Raw genomic sequence first — 17,367 nt, forward strand, 5'->3', positions numbered from 1 at the left:
CTAAGCCTTACTCTTGTTCATAAAGTGTGTAATGAGCATATAGCTACAAAAAACAATAAGGCCTCCACTTAGCACAATGCGCAAAGTAGGGAGCTCTTCACCTTGAAGTAACGGTGAGAGTCTCCAGATGGAGAGTCCTAAGAAAAAGACATATAATAGAAGGCGGCCAGAAGATAATTCTGGCTTTTTCTTTTCTGGTGCTGTTCTTGTGATTCTATTGATTGTTACTTTAGGCGCTTCTTGTTGCGAGAGATTGTTTAATTCCTCGTCAGATAGTGCGTTGTTTGAAAAGTCTTCAAGAGCAATCTCTACAATATGTTTTGCCTTTACCAGATACTCTTTATCAACAAGCAATCTAGATTGGTCAGGAGAGCCTAGCGCATAGCCTGCAAGCTTTGCACTCTCATTATCATCTCTCACTATACTAGGAATGTCTTTCTCCTCTAAAATGGCCTGTAATCTTTTAGTTTCTATGATAGACCCAGTGTGGATTTTTTCATAACGAGAGTCTGGAAGTATGCTCATATATTATATTGGTAAAGTTATCTTGTTTTGTCGTATTTACTATTCCATATCGCTTTGTTAAAGTTCTTACCTAATGCAAATGCATAAAATAGTACTACCGCTCCGATGGATTTAAACATAAAGAAAAATACCATAATATCTTGACCAAAATCCTGATTCTTTGCAAAAAGACCGTCTGGGGTTAACAGCGTAGCGATGAAGCTGATAAGTACTGTCGTGATTATTAAGTTCTCGACAGACTTAAATGACCATGCCCATTGCTTTCTAAAAGGATTAAGATCATTACCCCACTGGTGTATTAGATAGTAATATCCATTACCCATAGGTGCAAATAATAATGGGTCATCTGCTTTTTCTAATACAAACATTTTTGAAGGAGCAATGATTTTAAAACCATCAAGCTCCGTGTGATGTGTGTTTTCTAGGTATTTGATATTATCCAGTACTTCTTGAGGATATTTTCCTTTAAAGTATTTGGTATCGAGAAAACGTAGTCTGTAGTCTACGCAAATTTTCTCTATTTGTTTAATGTGGAAGATTTTTGAGGTTTCAAGTAAGTCAAAGTCAAACTCGTTATAACCTGCCTCAGAAGCTCCGTTTAGGGTTTTGAGGATTCCGCTTTCGCGAAAGCGGTCTTGATCAAAAACCTGTTGTACTTGTGCTAGGATATCTTGTTCTTGCTCACTTTTACTGCGCTCACGAAGTAACTTATCGTAAATGTTGGTTCTGGATAATAGCATCTTTTTTTCTTTTAAAGATACAATACAAATGCGATAATGTCAATGGGAATAATTGATACTAGGTGTTTTATGTATTAATTAAACAAAACAGTTAAGAAAATATGAGCCAAAAAAAGCTCTTAGATACATAGAGTATCTAAGAGCTTAAAAATAGTACAGCTACCTTACTATCTAAGTATAGCTCCTAGTTCTTTTTCAAAACGCTGTTGCAATTTATTCATCGTTTTGTCTATCTGCTTATCTGTAAGTGTCTTGTTTTCGTCTTGAAGTAAGAAGCTTACTGCATAACTTTTCTTGCCTTCAGGAAGGTTTTTACCCTCGTAAACGTCAAAAAGATTTACATCTTTAAGTAATTGTTTTTCGGTTTGCTTTGCAATTGTTGCTATATCTTCAAACTGAACATTAGCATCTAGTAAAAGTGCAAAGTCACGACGTACAGAAGGATATTTTGGAATGTCCTTAAACTTAACATTATTACGAGCAGCAATCTCTAAAATAGCATTCCAGTTAAAATCTGCATAATATACATCTTGTGATAAGTCAAATTTCTTGAGGATACTTTTCTTAACAATACCGTAGCTTACTACTTGTTGTTTCCCTAGTGAAAGTCCTACGGCTTCAGAAAAAACATCATTCTTCACTGCAGAAGACCGTACTCTAGTAATCCCTAATTTTTCTAGTACAGCGCTTACCACACCTTTGAGGTAATAGAAGTTAGTTGGAGTGGTAGGGTTGGTCCATGATTCTTCGGTGCGACTTCCAGTGACAAAAAGGGCAAGGTGCTTATCTTCTCTGCGCTCCTCTGTGTAGTTATGGTAGGTTTTACCAAACTCAAAGAGTTTGATGTTTCCTCTACGACGGTTTACGTTGTATGAGATAGCTTCTAGTCCAGAAAATAACATAGACTGTCGCATCACGCTTAACTCCTTCCCTAACGGATTAAGCATCTCAACTTGGTGCTCTTCCTTAAGATTTTCAGAAAGTGCTGTGTATGCTGGCGTAGTAAGGCTATTTGCCATCATCTCATAAAAACCTTGAGCGGCAAGTTGGTTTCCTATCACGTCGCTTACTTTGTGATCGTCAAATTTTGAACTTGAAGACACCGTAGCATTAAGCTTTTTACCAAAGTTGATATTGTTGTAACCGTACACTCGTAGAATTTCTTCTATAACATCTGCCTCGCGAGTTACATCGTTTCTAAAAGCAGGAATAGTCATTCCAATACCACTTTCTGTAACATTGTTAATTTTGATATCTAGTGACATCAAAATTCCTTTAATAACTTCCTTAGGAAGCTCTTCTCCTATAAGCTTAGTAGTGTTATCAAAGTTTAAGAATACCTGCTGGTCTTCTATCTTTTTTGGGTAGATGTCTACAATCTCGCTGGTAATTTCTCCACCCGCAATTTCCATAATAAGAAGTGCAGCTCTAGTAAGAGCATACTCTGCAATATTAGGATCGATACCTCTCTCAAAACGGAAAGATGCATCTGTGTTTAAACCATGGCGTTTAGCCGTCTTACGTACAGCAACAGGGTTAAAATAGGCGCTTTCTAAAAATATAGCAGAGGTGTTTTCTGTAACTCCGCTGTGGGCTCCACCAAAAACTCCTGCAATACACATAGGCTTCTCTGCGTCACAAATCATTAAGTCATCTTCATGTAACTCACGCTCTACACCGTCTAGTGTAGTAAACTTGGTGCCTGCTTCTACAGTGCGCACTTCAATCTTATCTCCTGCAATCTTGTTTAAATCAAAAGCGTGTAGTGGTTGTCCTAGATCATGTAATACATAATTAGTCGCATCTACAATGTTGTTAATAGGAGAGAGGCCTATGGCTTTAAGTCTGTGCTTTAACCACTCTGGAGATTCGCTCACTTTTAAGTCGCTGATCACAACTCCTGCATAACGAGGTGCTTTTTCTGCATCTAGTACTTGAACATCAATTTTGTGCAGGCGCTTCTCAATTTTAAAAGAAGATGTAGATGGAGTAATAAGACCTTTATTAACCTCATGTTGTAATAAACCTGCTTTAAGATCACGGGCAACACCCCAGTGGCTCATAGCATCTGCACGGTTAGGTGTGAGTCCTATTTCAAAAACTTGATCATTTTCTATTTCAAAAACCTCTGCGGCTGGTGTTCCAGGGATAAGATCCTCATTAAGAATCATAATTCCATCGTGGCTCTTACCTAATCCTAGCTCGTCTTCTGCACAGATCATTCCGTGAGATTCTTCACCACGTATTTTACCTTTCTTTATTTTCCAGGCTTCACCTTCTTCTGTGTAAAGTGTAGTTCCTATAGTCGCTACGGGTACTTTCTGCCCTGCTGCTACATTGGGAGCTCCACATACTATTTGTACAGGTTTATCTGCACCTATATCTACGGTGGTTACTTTAAGTTTGTCTGCATTTTCATGCTGCACACAAGTCAGTACGTGACCTATTACAATTCCTTCTAGTCCACCTTTTACACTTTGGTAGGTGTCTATTCCTTCAATTTCTAGACCTAGGTCTGTAAGGAGGTTTCCGGTTTTTTCGGCACTCCAATCTATATCGATAAACTGCTTAAGCCAGTTGTAAGAAATCTTCATAAAACGTTGCGATTTTAAGACGTCAAAGATAGAATAACCTAGCTAGTGAGCAAAGCAGATGAGCGAGTATCTCAGTAGTTTTTTTACGCTTCCCGAGGTGAGTTCGGTACTAGTTTCGTAAAAGTGTGTTTTAGCAACATGTCATCTTGATAATTGGTGACTATAAACGCTGTTTTTGTAGGTGTTTGGTAATTTCTAATTACTAGGCGGTGAGACTTTATGCGTTTGTACTATTTAAAAACTTCTGTAAGGCACTTTAAAAGAATGAGACTGTGTTGGTATATCTTTGATTTATGAAACAGATACTTATTCTCATCTCATTTATTAGCATTATTTCTTGTAAGCAGGACAAAGGAGTAATCACTCCTCAAACGTTGAATTCAGGATTTTGGAGGGCAACGTTAGCCGTTCAGGATCAAGAAGAACTTCCTTTTATATTTGAGGCAAATGAAGATGGAACGATTACCATTTATAATGCAGAAGAACGTATTGAGGTAGACGAGATTGTGATTAATGGCGATAGTATACGTATTCAAACTCCTGTTTTTGAAGGGTATTTTTCAGGACGCTTTCGCGAAAGCGGTAATCAAATAACGGGCTCCTTTATAAAACCTAGTCTTGATCGTGTGGTACCGTTTTTAATGAATTACGGTGTAAAAGAACGTTTTATTTCTGCTAGCGAAGAGACGAAGGAGCATAAAGTACAAGCCAATGTAGATGGTAGTTGGGAGACTGTTTTTAGTCCAGATAATGCTGACGAACGATACATTGCCAAGGGTACTTTTAAGTCAGATGGTGATATTGTTACGGGTACTTTTAGAACTACAACTGGTGATTATAGATATCTAGAAGGGAGAATAAACGGAGATGAACTAAGGCTTTCTACTTTTGACGGGGCTCATGCTTTTCTTTTTGCAGCAACTGTAACAGATACTACAATGCAGGGGCATTTTTATAGTGGTGATCACTGGAAAGAGCCGTTTGTAGCAACTAAGAATGACAACTACGAACTTCCAGATGCAAACACATTGACTTATTTAAAAGAGGGGTATGATAGACTTGCATTTTCTTTCCCGGATAGCAGTGGGGATTTGGTGTCACTAGAAGACAAGCGATTTAAAAATAAGGTAGTACTCGTTAAGCTTATGGGTACGTGGTGTCCTAATTGCTTGGAAGAATCAAAATTTATAAAACAATATTTGAAAGAATTTCCATCAGATGATCTTGAGGTAGTTTCTTTGGCATTTGAATATGCGCCCACTAAGGAAAAGGCGTTTGCGAGCATTAAGCGTATGCAAGAACGATTAGACATTCCGTATCCGATACTTCTAGCGCAATGGGGAGATTCTGATAAGAAAAAGGCAGCCGAAAAACTACCTATGCTTAATCATGTGCTTTCATATCCTACACTCATTTTTGTAGATAAGAAAGGAAGTGTGAGACGCATCCACACAGGATATAATGGAACGGCGACAGGGGAGAAGCACCTTGAGTTTAAAAAGGAGTTTGAGGAATTTGTAGCGCAGTTGCTTGCTGAGTAATTACGATATATAACTCCAGATATTCTTAAACTTCATCATCTGAGCATACATGAAGCGTATAATTTGATTTTCTTCTTTTTTAAAGGTGGGATCGTCCTTAACTACAGCCCACGCGTAGCTTCGGGCTACTTTAAGAATATCATTATCTCTTATAATATCGGCTATTTTGAGGTTTAAGGCGCCACTTTGTTGAGTTCCTGTAATATCTCCTGGACCACGTAGCTTGAGGTCAACCTCGGCAATTTCAAAACCATCATTAGTGCGTGTCATCGTTTCTAAGCGCACTTTACTGTCGCTTGATAACTTATGACTCGTCATCAAAATACAGTAACTCTGCTCTGCACCACGACCTACACGACCACGTAATTGGTGTAGCTGACTTAACCCAAAACGCTCTGCGCTTTCTATAATCATCACAGATGCGTTGGGTACATTAACGCCAACTTCAATAACAGTAGTGGCGACCATGATTTGTGTTTCGCCTTTGATAAAACGATTCATTTCAATCTCTTTATCGGCTGGTTTCATCTGTCCGTGGACGATGGAAATTTGATATTTTGGCATGGGAAATTCTCGCGAAATACTCTCATATCCATCCATCAAATCTTTGTAATCCATAGCCTCAGATTCTTGGATTAATGGGTAGACAATATAGACCTGTCTTCCTAGTGCAATTTCGTCTCTAATAAACTTGAAAACTTTCAGTCTATTTGCATCATATCTATGCACTGTTTTTATGGACTTTCTACCTGGTGGAAGTTCGTCTATAACACTCACATCTAGATCTCCATAAACGGTCATAGCAAGTGTACGTGGAATAGGGGTGGCGGTCATCACAAGTACGTGTGGAGGGTACTCATTTTTGTGCCATAATTTACTACGTTGTTTTACGCCAAAACGGTGTTGCTCATCGATTACTGCAAGTCCAAGATTCTTAAATTTCACCTTGTCTTCTAGTAGTGCATGAGTGCCAATTAAGATGTCTAATTCGCCATTTTCAAGCTGTTCATGAATAATTTTACGTTCTGAAGTTTTAGTTGAACCTTGTAGTAGTGAAATACTGGTGTTTAAGTCTTTACATAATTCTTTTAAACCATGATAATGCTGTACTGCCAGGATGGCAGTAGGTGCCATCAGGCAAGCTTGAAAACCGTTGTCAAGTGCCATGAGCATTGACATGAGCGCCACTATGGTCTTCCCAGAACCTACATCTCCTTGCAAAAGACGATTCATCTGGGCATTTGTGCCTAGGTCATGACGTATTTCTTTGAGCACTCTTTTTTGTGCACCCGTAAGTTCAAAGGGTAAATGGTCGTTATAAAAGTTGGTAAAATTAGGTCCAATTTTTTCAAATGGATACCCTTTTATTTTAGTTTTATGGTTTACATTTTTGAATGCTAATTGCAGCTGAATGTAAAAAAATTCTTCAAATTTTAATCGGTATTGTGCCCTTGCTAAATGCTCTTGAGATTGCGGGAAATGAACGTTCAAAAGTGCCTCTCTTTTTGGCATCAATTTGAGCTCTGTAATTATAGGTTTTGAGAGGCTTTCAAACAGGTGACTTTTACACTCTAAAAAGAGGGTTTGCATGACACCATTTACTACCTTATTTGTGACTCCTCGATTGCTCAATTTTTCGGTAGATGGATAGACCGGTTGCATGGCAGATTTGATACTTTTTTCATGATCTGCGAGTAGCTCCATTTCTGGATGAGGCATGGAAAAATTGCCATTGTAATAATTACATTTTCCAAAAATCACATAAGGAGTATTGAGTTTTATACTTTCCCTAATCCATTTGTGACCCCTAAACCATACGAGCTCCATTTGCCCACTTTCATCCTTAAATGTAGCCACGAGTCGTCGCCCTTTTCCCTCTATCATTTTAACCCCCGTAAACTTCCCGATAATTTGCACATCGGCATTATTACGTTCTAGTTCGCCTATTTTGTAATACTGCGTCTTATCGATATATCGATTAGGAAACAGGTGCATTAAGTCTTGAAAAGTATGAATACCCAGCTCAGAACGGAGCAAGTCTGCTCTATTGGGACCAACGCCTTTGAGGTAATCTATGGGAGTTTGTAAAAAAGTGGGATTCATTAAAGTAAAAATAAGGTCTTTAATTCAGATTTTCGAATTGATATTTAAAAGATAGTGGCTTAAAAGTTGTTATTTTTAAAATATGAAATACCTATTCCTATTTGTAATCACTTGTTGCGCTTTCGCGAAAGCGTATGCTCAAGATATATCTCCACAAACCGCTACTGTTGATTTTAAGACTATCGACGCGTCCTTGTCCTTAGATTTTGACAGTAAATCCGTTTTGGGATCCATTGAAACCACCTTTACGATATTACAAAATGTAGATCAAGTAGTCATGGATGGCGTCGCAATGAAAGTCGTAGATAAAACACCGTCAATCACTGTAACCGCTACAGATACTACCATTGTTCTCAAAGGGAAATTTAAGGCGGGAACGACATACAAAGCCCAATTCGATTATCAAGTAAAACCATCACAGGCTGCTTATTTTGTGAATAATAATGGAAAAGAAGAATTCTGGACGCAAGGACAAGGTAAGTACACATCACACTGGTTGCCAAGTATAGATGATATGAATGACAAAATCGTTTTTGACTTAAAAGTAGCTGGACATAATAGCAAGACGATTATTGCAAATGGAAAAGGCAATAGAGTTTTTAAGGATTATGGTGCTCTATTTTCTTCTTTTGATATGCAACAGCCTATTTCTAGCTATCTCGTTGCCCTCGTAGCAGGAGATTACGCTATGAAGAGCGAGACTGCTAGTTCTGGAGTTACATTGGAATATTATTACCGTCCTGAAGATTCGCTCAAAGTCGAGACTACTTATAAACACTCTAAAGAGATTTTTGACTTCTTAAAAACCACGATTGGAGTGCCGTTTCCTTTTCAAGATTATAAGCAAGTTCCCGTAAAGGATTTTCTTTATGCAGGGATGGAAAATGCAAGCCTCACTGTGTTTTCAGATAGTTTTATGGTGGATGAGATAGGCTTTACAGATCGAAATTATGTCAATGTAAACGCACATGAGCTGGCGCATCAATGGTTTGGAGATTTAGTGACAGAAACAAAAAGTGAGCATCACTGGCTCCATGAAGGTTTTGCTACGTACTACGCACTGCTAGCAGAGCGTGAGATTTTTGGAGATGATTATTTTTACTTTAAGCTCTTTGAAACCGCAGAGCAACTGCGTGAGCTTAGCGATATGGGAGAAGGGCAGAGGCTCGTCGCCGCTGGAGGTAGTAGCCTCACGTATTATCAGAAAGGTGCATGGGCAGTGCACATACTAAGAGAACAAGTAGGTGCTGGAGCTTTTGATACTGCAGTAAGAAACTACCTGACTAAGTACGCTTATAAAAACGTCACTACAGACCTATTTATGGCAGAAGTGGCCGCAGTAACAAGCGTGGATCTCACTGCATTTAAGAAAAACTGGTTGTACCAAACAGCTTTTCAAGCTGAGGAAGCGCTTGCTTCCCTCAAGGAAAACACATTCATGCAGCAGTATTTCCAATTGCAGTCGGGTAGAGCAGTGGCGCTCTCTTCTAAGTTTACAGCGCTTATGAATGCCATAGCTACAAATAACGATTATCTAGGGGCAGAGGCAATCTACCAACTCTCACAAGAATCCATAAATGCTACGCTTCCGGCATACAAACGCGCCATGGAAACAGAGAATGTGTTTATAAGACAAGCTATTGCTAGTTCGCTAGAGACCGTTCCAGAAGCGCTGGTACTTGAATTTTATGAGTTGCTTAGTGACAGAAGTTATGTCACTCGAGAGCAGGCTATGATTAAGCTGTGGGTATATCACCAGCAACGCAATGATCCTACATCGCAACGCAAGGTTCTTAATCTTATGGATAATCAGATGGGGTTTGCAGATGGCAATATAAGAACGCTGTGGCTTGCGTTATCACTAGCTACACCACAATATAAACCCGAAGCGTCATTAGCCCGTTATAAAGAGCTTATAAGTTATACGGCGCCATCTCAACCATATCAGCTTCGGGAGAATGCTTTTAACTATATAAGACAGCTAGGCTCTTATGAGGAAGAAAGCTTACATAATCTTATAGAAGCTAGTGTTCATCACGTTTGGCGTTTTCGCGAAAGCGCAAGGAAGCTACTTGACAATGAGCTCAAAAATCCAAAAATAGCCGCTATGCTTATAAATATAAAAAGCGACCTCTCAGAACAAGAAATCGCTTATTTAAAACGTATAAAGGCGTTATAGCTAGATAATCTCGCTCACCTCCTGCTTTATAAATTGTAAAGCTGTGTCGCTAGGAGCCGCTCTATCCATGAGATCACGCAAGATCGTCTCACGCAGTTTATCACTCGTATCCACTTTATCACTCATATTAGTCTTACGTATGAGGGCCGCAGTTGCACTCTTTGCAGTGCGCACCACGTTCCAGCACTCCTGAGTAATATAGATTTGCTGTGATAAGTTATGTTCAAACTCCTCTGTAATGGTGCGCAATAAAAGCGCTTCATATTCATTAGCATCGTCACTGTAAGGCTTTACACGCGATACTAGATTGCCTGGTGAGATACGCTCAAGAAAGAGTGTAATGCGCTCATAAGCTTGTAATTTTTGCGGCAATGCATTTGCCTGATTGGCTTTATGAAGTTGGAATCTGCGTTGTCCATCTTGCTCCTTTACGTATTGGCTAAAAAAGTAATATGCCAGCAACGCGACGATCACTGCGGGTAGAAGATTAAAGGCTAGATTAGTAAGGTCTTGTGTCATATAAGTAGGTTCTTGTTGCTATGTTCTGGATGAATAACAAACTTACTTGCTTTTTAGTATGCAACCAAATGGGATGTGATTATTCGCTTTCGCGAAAATTTGAGTTTCATTAACCCATGCCATTAGATTTGACATGAGAACTCAGTAATAAGTTGGCTCATAATTACCCGTTCTCTTTTTCGACATTAGGTAGGCGGTAGCTTTTTATGGCACCCCAAAAGCCTAAAATAGATAGTACTACAATGACAACCTCTACAGATATCAAGGATAGCACAGCACTCAATCCTCCTGTAAAAAGTAAAATAATTCCTATGATCGTGTTACTTACAGAAACATAATTTGTTCTTTCATTTCCCTTTGCCATATCTAAAACATACGTTTTTCTACCTTGACGTACGCCGCTGTGTGCAATACCAAGGATAAAAAACGCCACAGGATATAGCCATAGTTGCGTTTTAAGAGCTGCTGTAAAGCTTACTAGAATGACTAGAATAATACCACAGAGCGAGGCTATCGTAACTGCATATGCCATCGTATTTTTACTAGACTTATCTGCCAGCTTTCCCCAGGATGGGGCACTTACAATAGAGGCAAGTCCATTTGAGACAATTAATAAACCTAAGAGATAGCTTGTACCTTCAACATTATTTTGTGCAAGAGTCACGTAAAACGGCGCAGATAGGGCAGAGCAGAGTAATAACGATCTTGCGATCACGAAGTTTCTTAAATTACTATCGTCTTTTAACAATTTAATGTTATCTCTAATACTATTTTGATCGCCCTCATCTTTGGTGATGTCTGTTGGAAATTCTTTGATAAACGCATAAATTATCGCAGCAATGATCCACATGGAAGCTGCAAAAAATATGAGAGTTGTGTAAAACTGTATATCCTCATCAGTTTTAGACTTGTAAGTAATATATAAACCTGCGATAAGGACTAAAATCCCTGCAAATGAGGAGGTATAACCTCCTAGTTTTCCTCTTCTTGTTTTTGGGATAGTCTTTCCTTTTACATCTTTAGAACTCACAGAAGCCAGAGCACGCGCAAGGCTAAAAATGATTAAACATATAATAATTAACCATCCTGCATTTTGTTTTTCAAATTGTAATGCCACAATCCCTATTGCAGCAATAGCAAGACCTTGAACAATAGACCCCACAATCCAAATATATTTGCGTATAGGTTTTCTTTTTACATAATTTGAGATAGCAACTTGCGGGATAAGCGCACCAGACTCGCGTATAGGCACAATGAGACTTATGAGAAAAACAGGAGCTCCCACATAGTTCATGAGCCAGGTGAGCACGGTTTTAGGGTTGCTAAGTGTATCACCCAGTTTTGTAAAGGTGTGTGTAAAAAGTATGCTAAAGTAATTAGTAGCAACATGCTTACAAGCCTCATCCGTAATGCCTTTGCAAACACGCTCATCTCTTTCATTATTTAAATACTTGTAGAGTTTATTAAGGGAAGAAGATGGCATAAGACGCACTAAGATAATTAGATGATATCAAACGTTAAATATACGTTTATTATGCCTTCCAATCTTTATAGACAGTAGTTGTGGGGTTATTACGCTTTCGCGAAAGCGTACAACTATTGAGAATCCTGTACTTAAAAGAAATGTAGTCTTGTAAGTTGGTATGAATGAATATCCCAAATATGCCATTGTAATCAATGCTATGAGAGCGTCTTACCTAAGATTATGCGGTCGCCTCTGTCTTTAGTTGTAATCTGGTCAACATATTCCATATCAAGCTTCTCTAATACTCTTCTAGATGCTAAGTTGTGCGGACTTACAGTGGCAATGATCTGGCTTAGTTTTAGGGTGTCTGTTACGTATGAAATCCAGTGATGACCTATCTCCGTTGCAAAACCTTGTCCCCACTGACTATCGTTTAATATAAAGCCAAATTCGCAATACTCGTTATCTTGGTATTTGATTTTATGAATACCAGAAACTCCTATAAAACGATTGCTCTCTTTTAATATGACGCACCAGAAGCCAAATACAGGCTCTTGCTCGTTTATAAAATCTGTATAAAGTAAGGAATCAAATTCGCTTCTAGTAAAAACGCTGCCTTTTAGTGTAGATGCCATAACCCGATTATTAGTGCAAAACATATCTGCAGCATCTTCTAGATGTTGTGGAGATATTGGCTCAAACCTTAGTCTGGTAGTTTCTAGCATAAATAATAATCAAAGTGTGGGGAGTGATACTTGTCTTTAATTTTAGCTTAGAAAAAGTAAATAACAGTTTATCACACATTAAATATACAAGAATTTATGGTGAAGCATACGCTTTCGCGAAAGCGTAACAGCCATTGAAATATCTATAAAAAAAACAAGCTTTTAATACAATCACGGGCTATAAAACTATAGCGAGAGCCAAAGGTTTACATTGGCATAGATTGAATTAAAAGCTTGTAGTAAGTGACTAGAACGCTAACTGCTTAGTGCAGCTTTTTTATTCTAATGTCTTATTCCTCATCTTCATCCTCTTGGAACTTGAATTGGTGCGCTTGCTCTAATTTGGCTAGCTGCGTTAACTCATTCAAGTAGTTTTGTTCTTGAATAGAAAAGGTAGTCATCATTTTTGAGGAACCTCCTGATATGATGAATGTAATTATTTCATCAATAAGATTAACGATTTTGTCAAACCATTTAGGCAGTTTGATACCAATTAAATCTATAATCGCGTAGATTACTTTTTTGATCTCCTTTATGATTCTATCAAGGCCAAGTTTTCCAACTAGAGATCCTATGTTAGGGAACATCCCTTTTGCATTTTTGGCAAGTGATACTCCTGAGCTTATTTTCAAAACTTCTAGTACATCGCGTTCTTGTTGTTTTGATGATTTTTTTGCACTCTCTCTAATGAATTGATTGAGTTCAAAAATTTGATTATTAAGTGATGGAGCAAATGATTGTATCACCGCTTTTTCATCTTCGTCCTCTGCATTTTTTAATGCGTGCTCGGTGATTCCGGATACTAAGGTTTCAAATTCGCTCAAAAATTGTTCAAGAGCGTTGTCTGATTTTTTTGTTTCTGTAGGCATGTCAAAAGTTTTATGATTTATATTGACACAAAACTATCTTTAGAGCAATGATATGCAGTTAGTTAATTGCTCAACTTCATTGAGCGTAATCTTCCTTTATACAACGTGAAACAACTATTGGTTTAATAGGTTGATTGATTAGATGGTGGTTTTGAGGTATGGCAAAGTGTTAGATTTTTCAATCAATAGCTTTTTAAACATCTGTAAGCTCTGAGTTCCATTTTAAAATTTCAAACACTCCCAAGATCAAAATCGTCATAATAATACCTTGTAGGAATATTATTCCAATACTAGATGCAATGACCTTTATAATTTGATTGTTTTGATCTTCAGGCATATAATTACTGTGAAATGTAGTTGTAATGATTACAAATCGCTCAAAGTACATGCCGCTTTTCATCGCAAAAGCGACCAATAGCACATACCAAAACTTTGATGCTAATTTCTGAACGAGTAGGGTAAGGGGTAAAATTAAGGCAGATAGAAACATTAACCAATAAGCCCATGCATAAGGGCCAGTTGCTCTGTTGATAAACGCATATTCTTCAGGGTTATTAGTAGTTGCCATCCCAATTAGATAAAAAGTCCATGTGATTACTGTATAGATGATAATTATCCAACGTATTACATTCAATGTTCTTTTAACTTCAAATCTCTGTTTGAATATGAGTTTGATAAAAAGCAAAGTCAGAATCATTGGAATCAAACAGTTGATCACATTTGCGTCAACTATTTCAATAAGTCGTTTATATAATTCCATATGTACTATTTGAGGTGGCTAGTGATCTCTCTCAATATTTTAGATTTTAAATAATTTTATGTTGATTATCGCATCCAGCCTTCAATGATATAATTTTTTTGAGCGATTTTCTTCTCTTCATTTGTATCATCAGGAATAAACCAAAGCTCAAACCTTGCTCCATATGGTTGACCCCAGTCTCCTTCGTAAATGGTGAAATCATCTTTAGAACTATACTTTTTAATCTTTCCTTGTGTGTTTTCTATTCTTATACTTGACTCATTCATAACACTCGAAGATGAAAGCAACATTTCCTGAGTAATTTTATAAACCTTTAAAAAGACAGTTCCGCTTTGATCTGATTGTATCCATAGGTCATACTCATATAGCCCTGGTTGATATGAATTATAGAGTTGGAAATTGATATTGCTAGATAAAATTTCTCCACTATTCTCATGTTTTATTAGTACTGGAGGAGTATCGACTCTTTCATTAAGTGGTTTTTCAAGTAGTACATTATCTGGTAACTCAAGGTTGTCTGCAAATGAGTCTGTAGGTCCATATAGTGAGTTAAAAGAAAATACTAATATGGCTATAAAACTTAGGATAAGTACAGATAAGCAAACATTCAAAAAGCCAACAAGCCTTCTATTATTGAATATTTGAATAACACCTCCTAGAAATAGTACTACAACTCCAAAAATCAAGAAGAGCTTAGGAGGAAATACGTCAATCCCAATGGTAGCAAAGAATATAATTACCGATGCTATAAAAATTAATAGAGGCACCCACCATTTTTCGATAGTGTATTTCTTTATGAAGGTATTCATTGGTGGTATTACTCTAACATGTTATAATAAAATCTTTATGGATTTATTTTGACGGCATTTGAATTAGAAAACTCAATATTTTTCATGAATTATTTTTTGTTTGCTTAATTCAACGTATCCAGTTCAGACCGTAAATTACTTATTGCCTGCCTTTCATATTTATCTCTAAAGAAACTAGTTTTAAATATGGAATCTAATTCAAGGATATGACTAAGCACTTTTTTCCGTCCTTTTTTGTACATAAAATCAGGATAGATTTTATACTCTTTCCTAATATCTTGGGAATATTTAGTGTATTCATTTGCACTCTTACCTAAAATAGATAGATCTAAATCTAAGAGAATATTTATGTCATTATCAGAAGACAGTTGGTGCTCTTTTGTAGCTTCAATCTGCTCTACGCATTCCTTTATCGGTTTAAAAGAGGTTGCAGAAATTCTCTTTTTAAAAACCAGCGCGCTTTGATGTTCATTATCACTTTGAGTTGCTTTGTAAACGATGTCGTGGTAATAAATGGAAAATAGTAAAGCGTCTATGTTGTTAACTTGAGATTCAACATGATCCAAATCAGAAATCATGTTTTCTAAATGTGAAAGATTATGATAGTGACGAGATTTAGATGAATAGCTTTTTTCTATCTCGGTCCAACATTCTAAGTTGTAATTGTTGTCATTAGAATACTTTTCTATAAGATGTAGAAATTTTTCTTTTAGCATCTTCTTATTCTATTTATTTCAAAACACTCCAAAAATAGCAAACTGTGTTTTGTCGATACTTATTATTATCAATATGTTGCTTTAATATACAAGTAATTATAGTGAATCATACGCTTTCGCGAAAGCGTAATAATTACACAGGAATCGTTTTTTCAACTTCAACTTCAATTTCTACTTCAATTTCAACAAACCCTACCCACCAATCAATTCATAAATATTATCGTCATTGATCGCCGAAATAGGCAATAGCTTCTTATCTAAAGTCGTTGTTTTCTTCTTACCGATGGTCGACACTCTTTTACCTTCTATAAAGTTGGAGCTTATGTTACCAGCACCATCTTTTGCAGCGTTGCCGTAGTTGTTATATTCGGAGCCAATGAGCATATAGTCGTTGTATGTTTTATCATATTTGATTTTCAACTCATAATCATGTCTCATCGATTCGTGCTTCACACTGATTACATTTGCTCTGGCAACTTTTATTCTTCGGTTAGGGTTTACATGTAAAAAGGCTGAAGTTAGATTACCGGTTTGGCTTTTGAGTATAAAGGAACCATCACTTTGTCCTTCAAAAATCGCCAGTCGTACATCTTTACTGTTAGCGTAATCTCTGTCGTTTTTTCCGCTGGCTAGTAATACCGCATAATCAGAAATACCGTCTTTATTAAAATCTGACATGACCTTGTTGAGCTCGTTTCTAGAAATCACAAGTTCGTAATCACTTGGGATAAAGTCATTAAAACGCTTGATGTTACTTTTAACTTCCTCTATGGATTTTATGGTGGGTTGTACAACTTCCTTTTTTTCTGGAAGCTGCTCTTTCTTTTCGGTGTTGTTACATGAAATTAATACGATTGAAAGGAGTAGTAGTGTTAGTCTGTTCATTGGTTTGGTAATCTAAGGTTGTAAATGCTGTTACTGGGTTATTTTAATACTAGGCGTTGCTGCTAGATTTGCTACTTTGAAATTGCTTTTTGCACTTCAAGAGGTCTATCGGTTGCAAAAACATCAATACCAAGCTTCACCCATTCTTTATAGAGTACATCGCCTCTTGCTTTGGATTTTTTATCGAGGTTACCTAGAGTTCCTAGCATACACATCACTCCTTTTTCATGCAACTTGGCATATAATGATGGATCTGATGCTATAGTTCCCGTAAAAGCGACCATATTTTTCCATGGAATGCCAGAGCTAGCAGCCGTATCAAACTCTTCCATATTTCTAATGGTAACAGAAAGTACAACCTCAGGGTTTAACTTGTAAAGTTGCTGTGCCGTTTCCATGGAGTAAGTAATAATCACCGATTGCGCTAAGGCATCGTTGTCCTCTATAAAACGAAGTACAAGTTCTGGATCAACGCTGCGCTTAATGTCAACCGTGAGGATGGCGTTTTCCTTTTTTGCCCAGTCTAACACATCCTTAAATAATGGGATTTTATAATTAGTAATGGTGTCAAAATCATCTTTCAGGTGGAGTTGTGAGAGTGTTGCCCAATCTTTTTGATCTACTCTTCCAGAGCCTGTTGTTGTTCTTTCCAGCGAACTGTCATGCATAAGAAATAAAACATCGTCTTCACTACTTGCCACGTCAATTTCAAACAACGCGTTTGGAATAGACTCTTTGATGTATTTCATGGTTTCTAAGCAGTTCTCAGGGTAGCCTGCATAACTCTTACCACCGCGATGCGCACTGATTAAGGTCTCGCCATTCTCAGTATAACTGAAGAACTCTTGTAGCGTATTTGTCTTCTCTGTAGCCGGATTGCATCCTGCAATAAGAATTCCAACTAGGAGTAGGGGAAGTAGTAGTTTTTTCATTGGTG

At 37.4% G+C, this 17,367-nt stretch carries 15 protein-coding genes; 2 read left to right on the forward strand and 13 right to left on the reverse strand.

What is annotated here, in order from left to right:
* From DCS32_RS12840 to pheT, 3 genes are all read right to left on the reverse strand, one after another.
* Positions 1-525: a putative signal transducing protein gene (locus DCS32_RS12840; RefSeq protein ID WP_108878638.1), complete on the reverse strand. Its 525-nt coding sequence runs from the start codon at positions 523-525 to the stop codon at positions 1-3.
* Positions 526-542: 17 nt separating this feature from the next.
* On the reverse strand, positions 543-1,265 hold the full coding sequence (locus DCS32_RS12845; protein ID WP_108878639.1) for a hypothetical protein: 723 nt from the start codon (positions 1,263-1,265) through the stop codon (positions 543-545).
* 167 nt (positions 1,266-1,432) lie between these two features.
* On the reverse strand, positions 1,433-3,859 hold the full coding sequence (pheT, locus tag DCS32_RS12850; protein WP_108878640.1) for a phenylalanine--tRNA ligase subunit beta: 2,427 nt from the start codon (positions 3,857-3,859) through the stop codon (positions 1,433-1,435).
* Positions 3,860-4,152: 293 nt separating this feature from the next.
* Between pheT and DCS32_RS12855 the strand changes: the two genes are divergently transcribed.
* On the forward strand, positions 4,153-5,400 hold the full coding sequence (locus DCS32_RS12855; protein WP_108878641.1) for a TlpA family protein disulfide reductase: 1,248 nt from the start codon (positions 4,153-4,155) through the stop codon (positions 5,398-5,400).
* On the opposite strand, the gene recG is transcribed toward DCS32_RS12855, so the two are convergent.
* Complete coding sequence (gene recG, locus DCS32_RS12860; RefSeq protein ID WP_108878642.1) at positions 5,401-7,503, reverse strand: ATP-dependent DNA helicase RecG; 2,103 nt, start codon at positions 7,501-7,503, stop codon at positions 5,401-5,403.
* Positions 7,504-7,585: 82 nt separating this feature from the next.
* On the opposite strand from recG, the gene DCS32_RS12865 reads away from it, so the two are divergent.
* A complete protein-coding gene (locus tag DCS32_RS12865; protein ID WP_108878643.1) occupies positions 7,586-9,682 on the forward strand; it encodes a M1 family metallopeptidase in 2,097 nt (698 codons plus the stop codon).
* Here the strand turns inward: DCS32_RS12865 and DCS32_RS12870 are convergent, their stop codons facing one another.
* The 9 genes from DCS32_RS12870 to DCS32_RS12910 all read right to left on the reverse strand — a co-directional run bounded on the left by DCS32_RS12870 (position 9,683) and on the right by DCS32_RS12910 (position 17,362).
* Positions 9,683-10,201 carry a hypothetical protein gene (locus tag DCS32_RS12870; RefSeq protein ID WP_108878644.1) on the reverse strand — a complete coding sequence of 173 codons (519 nt, stop codon included), beginning with the start codon at positions 10,199-10,201 and terminating at the stop codon, positions 9,683-9,685.
* A gap of 163 nt (positions 10,202-10,364) precedes the next feature.
* Positions 10,365-11,684: an MFS transporter gene (locus tag DCS32_RS12875; RefSeq protein WP_108878645.1), complete on the reverse strand. Its 1,320-nt coding sequence runs from the start codon at positions 11,682-11,684 to the stop codon at positions 10,365-10,367.
* Positions 11,685-11,881: 197 nt separating this feature from the next.
* Positions 11,882-12,391 carry a GNAT family N-acetyltransferase gene (locus DCS32_RS12880; RefSeq protein ID WP_108878646.1) on the reverse strand — a complete coding sequence of 170 codons (510 nt, stop codon included), beginning with the start codon at positions 12,389-12,391 and terminating at the stop codon, positions 11,882-11,884.
* Between the two features lie 290 nt (positions 12,392-12,681).
* Complete coding sequence (locus DCS32_RS12885; RefSeq protein WP_108878647.1) at positions 12,682-13,260, reverse strand: hypothetical protein; 579 nt, start codon at positions 13,258-13,260, stop codon at positions 12,682-12,684.
* A 193-nt stretch (positions 13,261-13,453) separates the two neighbouring features.
* Positions 13,454-14,020 carry a hypothetical protein gene (locus DCS32_RS12890; RefSeq protein WP_108878648.1) on the reverse strand — a complete coding sequence of 189 codons (567 nt, stop codon included), beginning with the start codon at positions 14,018-14,020 and terminating at the stop codon, positions 13,454-13,456.
* Between the two features lie 65 nt (positions 14,021-14,085).
* The gene (locus DCS32_RS12895) at positions 14,086-14,829 is read right to left on the reverse strand and encodes a hypothetical protein (RefSeq protein WP_108878649.1); all 744 of its coding nucleotides are present in this window, start codon (positions 14,827-14,829) and stop codon (positions 14,086-14,088) included.
* Positions 14,830-14,933: 104 nt separating this feature from the next.
* Positions 14,934-15,545, reverse strand: coding sequence for a hypothetical protein (locus DCS32_RS12900; protein WP_108878650.1), 612 nt, complete (start codon positions 15,543-15,545; stop codon positions 14,934-14,936).
* 192 nt (positions 15,546-15,737) lie between these two features.
* On the reverse strand, positions 15,738-16,430 hold the full coding sequence (locus tag DCS32_RS12905; RefSeq protein ID WP_108878651.1) for a hypothetical protein: 693 nt from the start codon (positions 16,428-16,430) through the stop codon (positions 15,738-15,740).
* Positions 16,431-16,501: 71 nt separating this feature from the next.
* A complete protein-coding gene (locus DCS32_RS12910; protein ID WP_108878652.1) occupies positions 16,502-17,362 on the reverse strand; it encodes a glycerophosphodiester phosphodiesterase family protein in 861 nt (286 codons plus the stop codon).
* Positions 17,363-17,367: the final 5 nt, after the last annotated feature.

It is taken from the genome of Dokdonia sp. Dokd-P16 (genome assembly GCF_003095655.1).
In the GTDB taxonomy this organism is placed as follows: domain Bacteria; phylum Bacteroidota; class Bacteroidia; order Flavobacteriales; family Flavobacteriaceae; genus Dokdonia.

Coding starts and splice junctions, on each gene's coding strand:
- DCS32_RS12840 (WP_108878638.1), bottom strand. CDS start 525: ATGAGCATACTTCCAGACTCTCGTTATGAAAAAATCCACACTGGGTCT.
- DCS32_RS12845 (WP_108878639.1), bottom strand. CDS start 1,265: ATGCTATTATCCAGAACCAACATTTACGATAAGTTACTTCGTGAGCGC.
- pheT (WP_108878640.1), bottom strand. CDS start 3,859: ATGAAGATTTCTTACAACTGGCTTAAGCAGTTTATCGATATAGATTGG.
- DCS32_RS12855 (WP_108878641.1), top strand. CDS start 4,153: ATGAAACAGATACTTATTCTCATCTCATTTATTAGCATTATTTCTTGT.
- recG (WP_108878642.1), bottom strand. CDS start 7,503: ATGAATCCCACTTTTTTACAAACTCCCATAGATTACCTCAAAGGCGTT.
- DCS32_RS12865 (WP_108878643.1), top strand. CDS start 7,586: ATGAAATACCTATTCCTATTTGTAATCACTTGTTGCGCTTTCGCGAAA.
- DCS32_RS12870 (WP_108878644.1), bottom strand. CDS start 10,201: ATGACACAAGACCTTACTAATCTAGCCTTTAATCTTCTACCCGCAGTG.
- DCS32_RS12875 (WP_108878645.1), bottom strand. CDS start 11,684: ATGCCATCTTCTTCCCTTAATAAACTCTACAAGTATTTAAATAATGAA.
- DCS32_RS12880 (WP_108878646.1), bottom strand. CDS start 12,391: ATGCTAGAAACTACCAGACTAAGGTTTGAGCCAATATCTCCACAACAT.
- DCS32_RS12885 (WP_108878647.1), bottom strand. CDS start 13,260: ATGCCTACAGAAACAAAAAAATCAGACAACGCTCTTGAACAATTTTTG.
- DCS32_RS12890 (WP_108878648.1), bottom strand. CDS start 14,020: ATGGAATTATATAAACGACTTATTGAAATAGTTGACGCAAATGTGATC.
- DCS32_RS12895 (WP_108878649.1), bottom strand. CDS start 14,829: ATGAATACCTTCATAAAGAAATACACTATCGAAAAATGGTGGGTGCCT.
- DCS32_RS12900 (WP_108878650.1), bottom strand. CDS start 15,545: ATGCTAAAAGAAAAATTTCTACATCTTATAGAAAAGTATTCTAATGAC.
- DCS32_RS12905 (WP_108878651.1), bottom strand. CDS start 16,430: ATGAACAGACTAACACTACTACTCCTTTCAATCGTATTAATTTCATGT.
- DCS32_RS12910 (WP_108878652.1), bottom strand. CDS start 17,362: ATGAAAAAACTACTACTTCCCCTACTCCTAGTTGGAATTCTTATTGCA.